This is a genomic window from Streptomyces sp. NPDC051664 (genome assembly GCF_044453545.1).
GTDB lineage: Bacteria > Actinomycetota > Actinomycetes > Streptomycetales > Streptomycetaceae > Streptomyces.
In genome coordinates this window covers 12,501-25,121 of record NZ_JBITCU010000025.1, presented here as the reverse complement: position 1 = coordinate 25,121, position 12,621 = coordinate 12,501, and the positions used below count along the sequence as shown (strand labels likewise).

Below are 12,621 nucleotides of genomic sequence, written 5' to 3'. Positions count from 1 at the left end.
GGAACTGCCGAGCCTCCTTGAGACGTACGCTCCTCCCCCGCCGTACTCCGTACGCGGTATGCCGGACGCGTGTTTCTCAGGGCGCCGTGAACAAGGCCGGGAAGCGAGGGGCCAGCCAGGGCTTGCGGCCCCAGGTGAGCACCCGGCCGCGGGCCATGGCGCCCCACGGGTCGCAGCGGCCGAGTGCGATCAGCAGGAAGGTGACCGGTTCGATGAGGATGGTGCAGTCCGGGCGGCTCAAGGGCCCCGGGCTGACGGTCAGCGCTCCGTCGGTGAAGGTCGCACCGAAGCGCTGTCCACCCCGCAGACGGATCGCGAAGCGGGCGGTCAGCCCGGCAGCGGCGGTGGCGACCACCCGCGGCATGCTGGTGATCATGAAGGGCATGGACAGCTCGACCCGGGCGCCGTCGAGCATGTGCGGACGCCCCACCGCGCGGGCGAGATCGTAGCCGTGACCGAGCATGTGCGTGAGCAGATACGAGCCGAGGGTGGCCACATCCATCGAGCCCAGAGGGGTGACCACGGTCTCGTCCAGCGGGCGCTGCTCCGCCGCCGCGAGGAAGGCGTCGGCCTGCGTCACGATCATCTCGGCGAGCGGATCGGCTCCACGCTCGCCGAACCCGGCGAGGGAGCGCTCGTTGGCCGCCGCCAGGCTCTGCGGCGTACCGTCCCCGTACGGGCGGTCATGGCCGCCCGCGATATCGGCCATCAGCTCATTGGCCTGTGCCAGGTGGGCCGCCGCCTCGCCGAGGGTCCAGGTGGATCCGGGGACCGGGATGCCCGTGTCCGTCCGGCCGCGCAGCAACGCCGCTATCTCCTCGGCGGTGTCGTGTATCGCCTCGGCAAGTCCCTCGGGAAGCGCGTCTCGCCGCTCCCGGGCAGGCGTTGGTTCCACGGCTGTCTCCCTCTGTCCCGCTGCCATGAGCCGGCCTCCACGGTCGAAGGTCCGGCGGATCCGTGCAGAATGCCAGGCCGCGGCGGTGGGAGCAGCCACCGGGGCGGGGATCCGGGGAGTTCGTGGTGGTTCAGCCGGTCGTTGGCGTGACGTCCGTGAGGTAGGGCGACTCGGCCGGGGGCGGCGGCGCCGCCTCGTCGAGCCGGCCGGCCCGCACCTGGGCGTGGATCTCCCGGGCGAGCGGGGTGACGTCGCAGGACAAGATCGAACTGCACAGGCAGTCGGGGCCGGGGGGCAGAACCGGGCTGTTCCGGCCTGCCCCCGTGATCCACGGGCGGTCGGTGGTTCCGAGCGGGGTCAGTTCCTCGCCTCATCGGCCAGGAAGGCGCTCAGGCTGTCGAGGAGCATGGTGCTGCCCTGCTCGCTCATGTCGCGTTCCTCGGCGGTGTCGCAGGTCTGGTGGAGCACGATCTGCGTGTGGTGGTCGTTCTGCTCGTCGAGTTCCACGGTCATGGCTGCGGGCGCGGGCTTGCCGGGTACGTCCATGCCGACCACCAGGAGGCGGTTCTCGGCGACCTCGAGATAGGAGCCGGTCAGCGGGAACTGTCCGCCGTCGGGCGTGGCCATCGTGGCCTTCCACGCTCCGCCCGGCCGTACGTCCATCTCGACGGAGCCGGCAACGGCGTAAGCCCAGCGGGCGTACTGCTCGGGAGTCGTCCACGCCTGCCACACCTTCGCCGCGGAGGCGTCGAGCTTTCGGGTCAGCTCGTAGGAGAAGCCGTCGGCCGGGGTGGTCTGCTCGGTGCTCATTCTTCGTCTCCTCGTTTTTTCGTGCCTGGTCGGGACTGTCGCACCTGTAGACGCCCGTGGACGCGGAGACTCATCGGTCCTGCTGAGACTTCCCGGCCTGATCCGCCGCGATCCGCCGCGACAGCACCTGCTGGAACAGAAACGCCCTCGTCGCGGGTCATGCGTGCGGGAGAGGCTGCTCCGTCCAAACCGTCTTGCCGTCGTGGCTGTAGCGGGTGCCCCACCGCTCCGTGAGCTGCGCGACCAGGAAGAGCCCGCGGCCGCCCTCGTCCGTACTGAGGGCCCGTCGCAGGTGAGGCGAGGTGTGGCTGGTGTCCGACACCTCACAGATCAGGCAATGCGTACGGATGAGGCGCAGGGTGACCGGGCCGGCCGCGTACCGGTAGGTGTTGGTGACGAGCTCGCTGGCGACCAGCTCGGTGGTGCAGGCCAGTTCCGTCAGCCCCCATTCGGTCAGTTTCGCCGTGGTCAGCTGCCTGGCACGGGCAGCGGCGGTCGCTTCCAAGGGCAGCTGCCATGTGGCGACATTCTCTGGGAGCAGCACCCGGGTACGGGCGATGAGCAGCGCGATGTCGTCGGTGGGTGGGTGCTCCTTGGGCAGCAGTGCTTCGACCACGGCATGGCAGGTGCTGTCCAGGGGCGCGGTGGAGTCGGTGAGACATTCGTGCAGGTGCTCCAGCGCGACGTCGATGTCGCCGTCGCGCGCCTCCAGAAGACCGTTGGTGTAGAGCGTGAGCAGGCTCCCCTCGGGGACGTCGAGGTCACACGTCTCGAACGGCAGCCCGCCCAGTCCGAGCGGTGGGCCTGCGGGCAGGTCGACCACGGTCACCTGGCCGTCCGGCGTGGTCATCACCGGTGCCGGGTGGCCGGCGCGTGCCAGGGAGCAGTGCCGGGAGACCGGATCGTAGACCGCGTAGACGCAGGTGGCCCCGATCATCTGCTCGATCGCCGACCCGTTGCCGTCGGTGTTCGCCTCCAGCTCGGTGGCCAGCAGACTGACCAGATCGTCCAGCCGCGCCACCACCTCGTCCGGTTCCAGGTCGAGGCTGGCCAGGGTGCGCACGGCGGCGCGCAGGCGGCCCATCGAGGCCGCGGCGTGGATCCCGTGGCCGACCACGTCTCCCACGACGAGGGCGACCCGGGCCCCTGACAACGGGATCACGTCGAACCAGTCACCGCCGATGCCCGGTTCACCGCTCGCCGGGAGATATCGGCAGGCCACCTCGACGGACGGCAGGTCGGATGCCGCGCGCGGCAGCAGACTGCGCTGCAGAGTCAGGGCGGCGCTCTGCTGCTGGGTGAAGCGGCGCGCATTGTCGATGCAAACGGCCGCACGCGAGGAAAGCTCCTGGGCCACGGCGGCATCGTCGTCCTCGAAAGGCTCCGAATTACGCGATCGCCACAGGCTCACTACGCCCAGTACCAGACCGCGCGCGACCAGGGGCGCCGCGATCAGCGAATGAACTCCGAGACCCAGGGCGATCTCGATCCGCCGCCGGTCCATGGCGTACCACTCGGGGCGGAGAGGCAGCAGTCCTTCGAGAATCGGGCGACGCTCGTACAGGCACCGCGCCTGCGGAGATTCCGGAAACAGCGTGACCACATCGCCTTCCTTGAACGGGACGCGATGCTCCGGTGGGGAGAGGGCGACTCGGACCAGCGGACCTGACGCTCCGGGAACCGGTTCGTCACCCAGTGTCACCGGATTGAGGAGGTCCACCGAGCAGTAGTCGGCCAGGCCGTGGACGGCCACCTCGGCCAGTTCCCGAGCGGTCTGTGTCACGTCCAGTGACGTTCCGATCCGGACGCTTGCCTCGTTCAGCAGGGCGAGCCTGCGTTGGGCCCGGTGGCGGTCGGTCACGTCCTCGATCGTCTCGGCCACGCCGAGTACCCGGCCCGAGGGGTCTTCCATACGGAACGCCGAGACGGACACGATCCGTTCCCGACCTGGATCGTGGCGTGCCCGGGCGGACTGCTCCGTGAAGATCAACGGCTCGCCGGTCTCCAGGACGTGCCGTACCCGCTCATCGGTCGGACCCGCGTCCTCGTCGACCATGAATTCGTGGGGGCGATGGCCCACCGGTGCCTCGGCCGGGACGCCGCTTGCCTTTTCGACCGCGCGGTTGATCCGAATCACTCTCCTGTCCGGGCCGTAGGTGACCAGCCCGATCGGGGACCGGCGGTACAGGCCGTCCAGCAGCGCACGGTCCCGCTGCCAGGCATCGACCTCCGCGGCCGGGGCTCCGACCAGGACCCACTCCCGGCTGTCCCCGTCCCGGGTGATCGCGCGGGCCCGGAAACCCATCTCCACACGCCGTCCGTCGCGGTGGCGGACGGGCAGGACCCCGAACCAGCCCCCCGCCCTCATGGCGTCCACGACGACGGACCGCGCGGCAGGCAGGTCAAGGGCGTCGACCAGGAGGTCCTGCCACGCCCGTCCGATCACTTCCTTGGCCGGATAGCCCAGCAACTCCTGTGCACGTGCGCTCCAGCCGACCACGGTGCCTTGATCGTCGAGCACAGCCGAGGCGCCACGCCCGAGGGCGAACGGATCCTCGGCACTCTCGCTGAAACGCATCGACGGAGTCCCCATAGCCACCACCTTGCCTACGTGATTCCGATATTCCTCCCCGCGGTCTCCGTTCGCGACCTCCCGTCCTCTCGGCCCGGCCGTTCGGTGCACCTGTCAGTCACAGGTGCAGGGCGGCCAGTGGTTCGTCCCCGACGGGGTAGGGGTGTTCCTGGGGCAGCAGTCCCGCGGCGGCGTCCAGCTCGCTGCGGCTCACCAGGTCGTGGATCTCTCGGGCGAGCGGAGTCACATCGCTGATTGCCACCGTCCACTCGTCCGCGTAGCGTCCTACGGCCTCGCCGGAGAGACCGAGTTGGAGTGAGCGGTGCGTCAGGGGGCGCAGGTGCAGATCACGCTCGGGGTCCCACTGGACGCGGGTCGGTGCGCGCTTGAGCTGACGTTGCCAGGTGCTGCGGTCGGGGTGCAGCCCCCGCACGTAGCTCGACAGGCACGCGTGGCGCAATGCCCACTCGAAGCCGTCGCGGGTGATCTCGATGGCCAGGACGGTCTCCTGCCCGGATTTCGTCGCCCACCCGCAGCGGTACATCATCCACAGGAAGCTCGGCTTGATCCACGTCATGCGGTCGCGCTTCCAGGCAGCGGGAAAGCGGCCGTCACGGGCGGCAGGCAGCCCGATGAGCGGTGTGTACGCCTGGTAGACGGTGACCGTGGAGGCGGTGTGCCGGGCGCGGATCTCGTATCGGGGTGCGGTAGGGAGGGCCGGTGCGGTCATGGGGTCCAGGATGGGCGAGGCGCACCGCATCCTGCCACCGGGTTTCGGCAGGTCCGGCACGGTACCGGCCGGCGCGGCGGACTGTTCCGGAACGCCGCGCCCCGCCGGGCGGCTCGCCGTCGAAGAACGGCCGGACCCCCGGTCGCTGGTGCGGCCGGGGGCCCGGTACGGGTGGGGTGGGGATCAGTGGTTACGGGGGAAGCCGAGATCCACGCCGACGGGGGCGTCGGCCGGGTCCGGCCAGCGGGTGGTGACGACCTTGCCGCGGGTGTAGAAGTGCACGCCGTCGTTGCCGTAGATGTGGTGGTCGCCGAAGAGCGAGTCCTTCCAGCCACCGAAGGAGTGGTAGCCCACCGGCACCGGGATCGGCACGTTGACGCCGACCATGCCGGCCTCGATCTCCAGCTGGAAGCGGCGGGCCGCGCCGCCGTCGCGGGTGAAGATCGCGGTGCCGTTGCCGAACGGCGAGGCGTTCATGAGGGCGACGCCCTCCTCGTACGTCTCGGCGCGCAGGACGCACAGCACCGGGCCGAAGATCTCGTCCTTGTACGCGTCCGAGTCGGTGGACACGCGGTCGAGGAGGGAGAGGCCGATCCAGTGGCCGTCCTCGAACCCTTCGACGGTGTAGCCGGTGCCGTCGAGGACGACGTCGGCGCCCTGGGCCGCCGCGCCCGTGACGTACGAGGCGACCTTGTCGCGGTGGGCCGCGGTGATCAGCGGGCCCATCTCGGACGTCGGGTCGTTGCCGGGGCCGATCTTGATCTTCTCGGCGCGCTCCCTGATCCTCGCGACGAGCTCGTCACCGATCGCGCCCACCGCGACGACCGCGGAGATGGCCATGCAGCGCTCACCGGCGGAGCCGTACGCGGCGGAGACCGCGGCGTCGGCGGCGGCGTCGAGGTCCGCGTCCGGCAGGACCAGCATGTGGTTCTTCGCACCGCCGAGCGCCTGGACGCGCTTGCCGTTGGCGGAGGCAGTGGTGTGGATGTAGCGGGCGATCGGGGTGGAACCGACGAATGAGACCGCGGCGACGTCCGGGTGGTTCAGCAGTCCGTCGACGGCGACCTTGTCGCCGTGCAGCACGTTCAGCACGCCGTCCGGCAGTCCGGCCTCGGCGGCCAGCTCGGCCAGCAGGTTGGCGGCCGACGGGTCCTTCTCGCTCGGCTTCAGCACGAACGTGTTGCCGCAGGCGATGGCCAGCGGGAACATCCACATCGGCACCATCGCCGGGAAGTTGAACGGCGTGATGCCCGCGACGACACCGAGCGACTGGCGGATCGAGGAGACGTCGACCCGGCTGGAGACCTGGGTGGACAGCTCGCCCTTGAGCTGGGTGGTGATGCCGCAGGCCAGCTCGACGATCTCCAGACCGCGGGCGACCTCACCGAGCGCGTCGGAGTGCACCTTGCCGTGCTCGGCGGTGATCAGCGCGGCGATGTCGTCGCGGTGGGCGTCGAGCAGTGCGCGGTAGCGGAACAGGACGGCGGTGCGGGCGGCCAGCGAGGACGTGCCCCACGTCGCGTACGCGTCCTTGGCGGCGGCGACCGCGGCGTCGACCTCTTCGAGGGAGGCGAGTGCGACCTGGGTGGTGACGGCGCCGGTGGCCGGGTCGGTGACCGGGCCGTAGTTGCCCGACGTGCCCTCGACGGTCTTGCCACCGATCCAGTGGTTGACGGTCTTCATTACGAAACTCCTTCAGGCCTTCAGAGGTGGCGGCGTCGGGCTGCGACTTGGCGGTCGTAGTCTTCCCGGGCTTTGACCGCCGACGGGCGGGTGGCCGTTTCGGCTACAGGAACATCCCACCACGCCTGCGCCGGAGGGGGGCCCGACACTGTGTCTGCCGTTTCGGTCTCGACGTAGACACAAGTGGGGCGGTCCGAGGTCCGCGCGACGGCGAGGGCTTCGCGCAGGTCACGCACGGTCTTGGCACGCAGTACCCGCATCCCGAGAGAGCCCGCGTTGGCCGCGAGATCGACGGGCAGCGGGGGGCCGGTGAAACTGCCGTCGGCGGCGCGCTGCCGGTAGGCGGTGCCGAAGCGTTCGGCGCCGACCGACTCGGAGAGTCCGCCGATCGAGGCGTAGCCGTGGTTCTGCAGGACGACGACCTTGACCGGCAGGTTCTCCTGCACGGCGGTGACGATCTCGGTGGGGTTCATGAGGTAGGTGCCGTCGCCGACGAGCGCCCAGACGGGCCGGCCGGGGGCGGCCAGCTGCACGCCGATCGCGGCCGGGATCTCGTATCCCATGCAGGAGTAGCCGTACTCGACGTGGTACTGGCTGCGGGAGCGGGTCCGCCACAGCTGGTGCAGGTCGCCGGGGAGCGAGCCGGCCGCGTTGATCAGGATGTCGTCGTCGTCGACCAGGGTGTCGAGCAGACCGAGGACCTGGGCCTGGGTGGGCCGCGCAGCCGGGTCGTCCGCGGCGAACGCCGTGTCGACGCGCTGCTCCCAGCGCTCCTTGGCGTCGGTGTACTCGGTCTCGTAGGCCGGGTCGACGCGGTAGTTGCGCTCGTTCAGGGCCTCGGTCAGCGCTTCGAGGGCGGTGCGGGCATCGGCGACGAGCGGGAGCGCGGCGAGCTTGTGGGCGTCGAAGCCGGTGATGTTGAGGTTGAGGAAGCGGACCGCCGGGTTCGAGAAGAGGGTGGCGGAGGCGGTGGTGAAGTCGGAGTAGCGGGTGCCGATGCCGATGATCAGGTCGGCGGTACGGGCCAGTTCGTCGGCGGTCGCGGTGCCGGTGTGTCCGATGCCGCCGACGTCGGCGGGGTGGTCGTGACGCAGCGAACCCTTGCCGGACTGGGTGGAGGCGACGGGGATCCGGGTGGCGGCGGCCAGTGCGGCCAGGGTCTCCTCGGCCGCGCTGTGATGGACCCCGCCGCCTGCGACGATCAGCGGCCGGCGGGCGGTGCGCACGGCCCGTACCGCCCGTTCCAGTTCGTGGGCGTCGGGTGCGGGGCGGCGTACGTGCCAGACGCGCTCGGCGAAGAACTCCTCCGGCCAGTCGTACGCCTCCGCCTGCACGTCCTGTGGGAGCGCGAGTGTGACGGCGCCGGTCTCCGCCGGGTCGGCGAGGGTCCGCATGGCCTGGAGGGCGGCCGGAACGAGCGCTTCGGGGCGGGTGATGCGGTCGAAGTAGCGGGAGACGGGGCGCAGGCAGTCGTTGACGGAGAGGTCGCCCGCGGACGGGACCTCGAGCTGCTGCAGCACGGGGTCGGCGGGGCGGGTCGCGAAGATGTCGCCGGGGAGGAGGAGGACGGGGAGGTGGTTGATGGTGGCGAGGGCGGCGCCGGTGACCAGGTTGGTGGCGCCGGGGCCGATAGAGGTGGTGACGGCGTGCGCGGAGAGGCGGCCGGACTGGCGGGCGTAGCCGACGGCGGCGTGCACCATGGACTGCTCGTTGCGGCCCTGGAGATAGGGCATGGCCGGCCGGGCGGATACGGACCCGGGCGCGGCGGCCCCCGTCTCCAGGAGCGCCTGGCCGATTCCGGCGACGTTGCCGTGGCCGAAGATGCCCCAGGTGGCGCTGATCAGACGCTGCCGCCGGCCGTCGCGCTCGGTGTACTGGCGGGCGAGGAAGGACACCAGGGCCTGGGCGGTGGTGAGCCTGCGGGTGCTCATCGAGGTGCCTCCTGACCGGAGAGTCCGGACGTTCCGGAGAGTCCGTGGAGCGGCAGCCGGGGGTCGACCGGCTGGGCGTGCCAGGTGTCGCGGATCCAGCCGTGCTCGGGGTGGTCGCTGATCAGCCACTCCCGCTGCTCGCCCGGGCCCGCCATCACATTGAGGTAGTACAGCGTGTGGCCGGGAGCGGCGATGGACGGGCCGTGCCAGCCGTCGGGGATCAGCACGGCGTCGCCGCTGCGGACTTCGGCGAGAACGTCCGTGCCGCCGGGCCGGGACGGGGACACCCGGTGGTAGCCGAGGCCGGGCCGGCCCCGGTTCTCCTCGATCTCGAAGTAGTAGATCTCTTCGAGGACGGACTCGGCGCCGGGGCGGTGCTCGTCGTGCTTGTGCGGCGGGTACGAGGACCAGTTGCCGCCGGGGGTGAGGACCTCGACGGCGATCAGCCGGTCGCAGTCGAATGTGTCGGCAGCGGCGAAGTTGTTGACCTGGCGCGAGCAGTTCCCGGCGCCGCGCAGCTCGACGGGTACCTCCGGCGCGGGGCCGTAGCGAGCGGGGAGTCGTCGCTCGCACTTCGCTCCTGCCAGGGCGAAGCGGCCTCCGGCGCCGGAGGAGATCTGGGCATGGGCGTCGCGCGGTACGTAGGCGAAGTCGGTTACCCCGCTGAACACGCTTTCCCGGCCCAGCAGTTCAAAGATCTCACCTGAGGTGTGCACCGTACAGCCACCGGTCAACGGCAGGATGATCCATTCACTCTCCCCGGTGGCCAGTGTGTGAACACCACCTGGCGGAAGCTCCACCACGCGCAGGCTCGACCGGTCCCAACCGGCCCGCTTCGGGTCGATGTCCAGGGCATACGGTCCGTCGGCCGCACTGCCGGCGGGCAGATGCCGCTCGTGCGACGGCCGGTCGCGTACGCCTTCGTCGTTGTCCGTAGTCATGCCCTCTCCCATACCCGTCCCCGCTCTCTCGCTACAGCAGCGCCACGGCTGTGTCGACAGCTCCGGCCACATCGCCGTCGACCGGATAGAGCAACGACCGCCCGACCACCAGCCCTTGGACGGTGGGGAGTCGGAGCGCCCTGCGCCATTTCTCGTACGCACCCTCCTGGTCGCCGCCCACCTCGCCGCCCAGCAGCACGGCAGGCAGGGTCGATGTCTCCATCACGCGCGCCATGTCGTCGGGGTTCTCGGTGACGGGGACCTTGAGCCAGGTGTACGCGGAGGTGCCGGCCAGCCCCGAGGCGATGGCGATCGACGTGGTCACCGCCGCCGCACCGAGATCGTTGCGGACCTTGCCGTCGACACGGCGGCAGAGGAACGGCTCGACGAAGACCGGCAGCCGGTGCGCGGCCATGGCGTCGATCGCGCGGGCGGTGGCATGCATCGTGTCGAGGGAACCGGGGTCGTCGTAGTCGATACGGAGCAGCAGCTTGCCCGCGTCGAAGCCGAGCCGGGCGAGGTCGTCGGGGCGGTGGCCGGTGAAGCGGTCGTCGAGTTCGAAGGAGGCACCCGCGAGTCCGCCGCGGTTCATCGAGCCGACGACGACCTTGTTCTCCAGCGCGCCGAGAAGCAGCAGGTCGTCGAGGATGTCGGCGGTGGCGAGGACGCCGTCGACGCCGGGGCGGGAGAGGGCGAGGCAGAGCCGCTCCAGGAGCTCGAACCGGTTGGCCATGGCCAGTTCTTGCTCGCCGACGGCGAAGGAGCCGCGGGCCGGGTGGTCCGCGGCGATGATCATCAGGCGGCCGCTGTCGCCGACGAGGGGCCGCCTTCGGCGCCGGGCGGCGGCCTCGATGACGGCCTCGGGGTGACGCACGCGCAGCCGGACGAGGTCGGAGACGGAGGAGGCCGCGGGCGTCATGAGCCCGCCCCGGGTTCACCGGCGGTGACGGCGCCCCGGACGAGCGCCTCTTCCACCTCGTACGGGAACGGCATGGCCGGCGAACAGGCGAGCCGGGACGCGACGATGGCGCCGGCGGCATTGGCGTACCGCATGACGCGCTCGGTCTCCCAGCCGGCGAGCAGCCCGTGACAGAGCGCACCGCCGAACGCGTCTCCGGCGCCGAGACCGTTGACGACCTCGACGGGCAGGGGCGGGACGTCGGCGACGGTGCCGTCGCGGTGGACGGCGAGGACGCCCTTGGGGCCCTGCTTGACGACGGCGAGCTCGACCCCGGCGGCGAGCAGGGCGCGGGCGGCCGCGTACGGCTCCCGCTCCCCGGTGGCGATCTCGCATTCGTCGAGATTGCCGACGGCAACGGTGGCGTGCGCAAGAGCGTCGCGGTAACGGGCGGAGGCGTTGGGGTGGACGGGGTGGTCCGTGCCGGGGTGGCCGGGGTCGTCGGTCCAGAACATCGGGCGCCAGTCCAGGTCGAAGACCGTGACGGGCCCGGGGCCCGGGCCCTGCTCGCCGCGGGACCGCCGGGCCTCGCTCCGGGCGCGCAGCGCCATCAGCGTGGCCGTGCGGCTGGGTTCCGCGCACAGGCCGGTGCCCGTCATCCAGAAGACCCGGGCCTCGCGGATCGCGTCGAGGTCGAGTTCCGCTTCGTGGATCTCCAGGTCGGGTGCCTTGGGCTGCCGGTAGAAGTAGAGCGGGAAGTCGTCCGGCGGGAAGATCTCGCAGAAGGTCACCGGGGTCGGATACGCGTCGACGGACGTCACCCATCGGTCGTCCACCCCGAACTCCCGCAGCTGCTGGTGGAGATAGTCCCCGAACGCGTCCCGGCCGGTGCGCGTCACCACCGCCGTCCGCCTGCCGAGCCGGGCCGCCGCGACGGCCACATTGGTCGGTGAGCCACCGAGAAACTTTCCGAATGTGTCGACCTGAGCCAGCGGCAGACCGGTCTGAAGCGGGTAGAGGTCAACCCCGATCCGCCCCATGGTGATCACGTCGTACATCTCAGGCATACGCGTCCCTTCGACCGGCGACCGGAGCGGCTGCCCCCAGGTCTAGCCCTCTCTCGGGAACCCTGTCAACATTTTGTCCGGACATAAGGACGAAGCCTTGACACCCGTCTCCCGAGGCCGGGAGTGTGAGCGATATGACCTCTTCAGCATCCGCTCCGGCCCGCATCCGTATCGGCTCGGCACCCGACTCCTGGGGGGTCTGGTTCCCCGACGATCCGCAGCAGGTGCCGTGGCAGCGCTTCCTCGACGAGGTCTCCGAGGCCGGTTACGAGTGGATCGAGCTGGGCCCCTACGGCTACCTCCCGACCGACCCGGCCCGCCTGACGGACGAGACCCGACGCCGCGGTCTCACCGTCTCCGCGGGCACCGTTTTTACCGGATTGCACCATGGACCGGACGTCTGGGACCGGACCTGGGCGCATGTCGCCGACATCGCGGCGCTCACCCGGGCCATGGGCGCCGAGCATCTGGTGGTCATCCCGTCGTTCTGGCGCGACGACAAGACCGGTGAGGTTCTGGAGGACCGCACGCTCACCGCGGAGCAGTGGCGCGACCTCACCACCCAGACGGAGCGGCTGGGCCGCGAGGTACGGGACCGGTACGGGCTGCGCATCGTCGTCCATCCTCATGCGGACACCCATGTCGACAGCGAGGAGAACGTCAGCCGGTTCCTCGACGCCACGGACCCCGACCTGGTCTCGCTCTGTCTCGACACCGGTCACTACGCCTACTGCGGCGGTGACAGCGTCAAGCTGATCGAGACCTTCGGCGAGCGGATCGGCTATCTGCACCTCAAGCAGGTCGACCCGGAGATCCTGGCCCAAGTCGTGGCGGACGAGGTGCCGTTCGGACCCGCCGTGGCGCGCGGGGTGATGTGCGAACCGCCGAACGGCGTACCCGCCCTGGAGCCCGTGCTCGACGCCGCCCGCCGGCTGGACGTCGATCTGTTCGCGATCGTCGAGCAGGACATGTACCCGTGCCCGCCCGACAAGCCCCTCCCGATCGCCCGCCGCACCCGTGACTTCCTCCGCTCCTGCGGCACCCCGGTGCGGGCACCCGACACGCCGAACCGCCCGGGGAAGTGACGTGGGGGC

11 protein-coding genes are annotated in these 12,621 nt (G+C 70.7%); 1 reads left to right on the top strand and 10 read right to left on the bottom strand.

Going from position 1 to position 12,621, the window contains the following annotated elements:
- Window positions 1-76: 76 nt before the first annotated feature.
- The 10 genes from ACIA8E_RS31560 to iolC form a co-directional block, all read right to left on the bottom strand.
- A complete protein-coding gene (locus tag ACIA8E_RS31560) occupies window positions 77-895 on the bottom strand; it encodes a maleylpyruvate isomerase family mycothiol-dependent enzyme (protein WP_399303159.1) in 819 nt (272 codons plus the stop codon).
- Between the two features lie 130 nt (window positions 896-1,025).
- The gene (locus ACIA8E_RS31555; RefSeq protein ID WP_399303157.1) at window positions 1,026-1,157 is read right to left on the bottom strand and encodes a hypothetical protein; all 132 of its coding nucleotides are present in this window, start codon (window positions 1,155-1,157) and stop codon (window positions 1,026-1,028) included.
- Window positions 1,158-1,252: 95 nt separating this feature from the next.
- Window positions 1,253-1,705 (bottom strand): SRPBCC domain-containing protein, encoded by a 453-nt coding sequence (locus tag ACIA8E_RS31550; protein ID WP_327125011.1) that lies wholly within the window; start codon window positions 1,703-1,705, stop codon window positions 1,253-1,255.
- Window positions 1,706-1,862: 157 nt separating this feature from the next.
- A complete protein-coding gene (locus tag ACIA8E_RS31545) occupies window positions 1,863-4,298 on the bottom strand; it encodes a SpoIIE family protein phosphatase (protein ID WP_399303155.1) in 2,436 nt (811 codons plus the stop codon).
- Window positions 4,299-4,395: 97 nt separating this feature from the next.
- Window positions 4,396-5,007, bottom strand: coding sequence for a DUF4291 domain-containing protein (locus ACIA8E_RS31540; protein WP_399303153.1), 612 nt, complete (start codon window positions 5,005-5,007; stop codon window positions 4,396-4,398).
- 183 nt (window positions 5,008-5,190) lie between these two features.
- The gene (mmsA, locus tag ACIA8E_RS31535) at window positions 5,191-6,690 is read right to left on the bottom strand and encodes a CoA-acylating methylmalonate-semialdehyde dehydrogenase (protein WP_399303151.1); all 1,500 of its coding nucleotides are present in this window, start codon (window positions 6,688-6,690) and stop codon (window positions 5,191-5,193) included.
- 20 nt (window positions 6,691-6,710) lie between these two features.
- Window positions 6,711-8,621: a 3D-(3,5/4)-trihydroxycyclohexane-1,2-dione acylhydrolase (decyclizing) gene (iolD, locus tag ACIA8E_RS31530; RefSeq protein ID WP_399303149.1), complete on the bottom strand. Its 1,911-nt coding sequence runs from the start codon at window positions 8,619-8,621 to the stop codon at window positions 6,711-6,713.
- Complete coding sequence (gene iolB / locus ACIA8E_RS31525; RefSeq protein ID WP_399303147.1) at window positions 8,618-9,562, bottom strand: 5-deoxy-glucuronate isomerase; 945 nt, start codon at window positions 9,560-9,562, stop codon at window positions 8,618-8,620. Before iolB ends, iolD begins: the two co-directional genes overlap by 4 nt.
- Before the next feature lie 31 nt (window positions 9,563-9,593).
- Entirely contained in the window at window positions 9,594-10,481 is an 888-nt protein-coding gene (locus tag ACIA8E_RS31520; protein WP_399303145.1) for a deoxyribose-phosphate aldolase, read from the bottom strand.
- A complete protein-coding gene (gene iolC, locus ACIA8E_RS31515; protein ID WP_399303143.1) occupies window positions 10,478-11,527 on the bottom strand; it encodes a 5-dehydro-2-deoxygluconokinase in 1,050 nt (349 codons plus the stop codon). The genes ACIA8E_RS31520 and iolC overlap by 4 nt, the downstream gene beginning before the upstream one ends.
- 134 nt (window positions 11,528-11,661) lie before the next feature.
- Between iolC and ACIA8E_RS31510 the strand changes: the two genes are divergently transcribed.
- Entirely contained in the window at window positions 11,662-12,612 is a 951-nt protein-coding gene (locus ACIA8E_RS31510; protein ID WP_399303141.1) for a sugar phosphate isomerase/epimerase family protein, read from the top strand.
- Window positions 12,613-12,621 lie beyond the last annotated feature (9 nt).

Coding starts and splice junctions, on each gene's coding strand:
- ACIA8E_RS31520 (WP_399303145.1), bottom strand. CDS start 10,481: ATGACGCCCGCGGCCTCCTCCGTCTCCGACCTCGTCCGGCTGCGCGTG.
- iolB (WP_399303147.1), bottom strand. CDS start 9,562: ATGACTACGGACAACGACGAAGGCGTACGCGACCGGCCGTCGCACGAG.
- iolC (WP_399303143.1), bottom strand. CDS start 11,527: ATGCCTGAGATGTACGACGTGATCACCATGGGGCGGATCGGGGTTGAC.
- ACIA8E_RS31550 (WP_327125011.1), bottom strand. CDS start 1,705: ATGAGCACCGAGCAGACCACCCCGGCCGACGGCTTCTCCTACGAGCTG.
- mmsA (WP_399303151.1), bottom strand. CDS start 6,690: ATGAAGACCGTCAACCACTGGATCGGTGGCAAGACCGTCGAGGGCACG.
- ACIA8E_RS31545 (WP_399303155.1), bottom strand. CDS start 4,298: ATGGGGACTCCGTCGATGCGTTTCAGCGAGAGTGCCGAGGATCCGTTC.
- iolD (WP_399303149.1), bottom strand. CDS start 8,621: ATGAGCACCCGCAGGCTCACCACCGCCCAGGCCCTGGTGTCCTTCCTC.
- ACIA8E_RS31540 (WP_399303153.1), bottom strand. CDS start 5,007: ATGACCGCACCGGCCCTCCCTACCGCACCCCGATACGAGATCCGCGCC.
- ACIA8E_RS31510 (WP_399303141.1), top strand. CDS start 11,662: ATGACCTCTTCAGCATCCGCTCCGGCCCGCATCCGTATCGGCTCGGCA.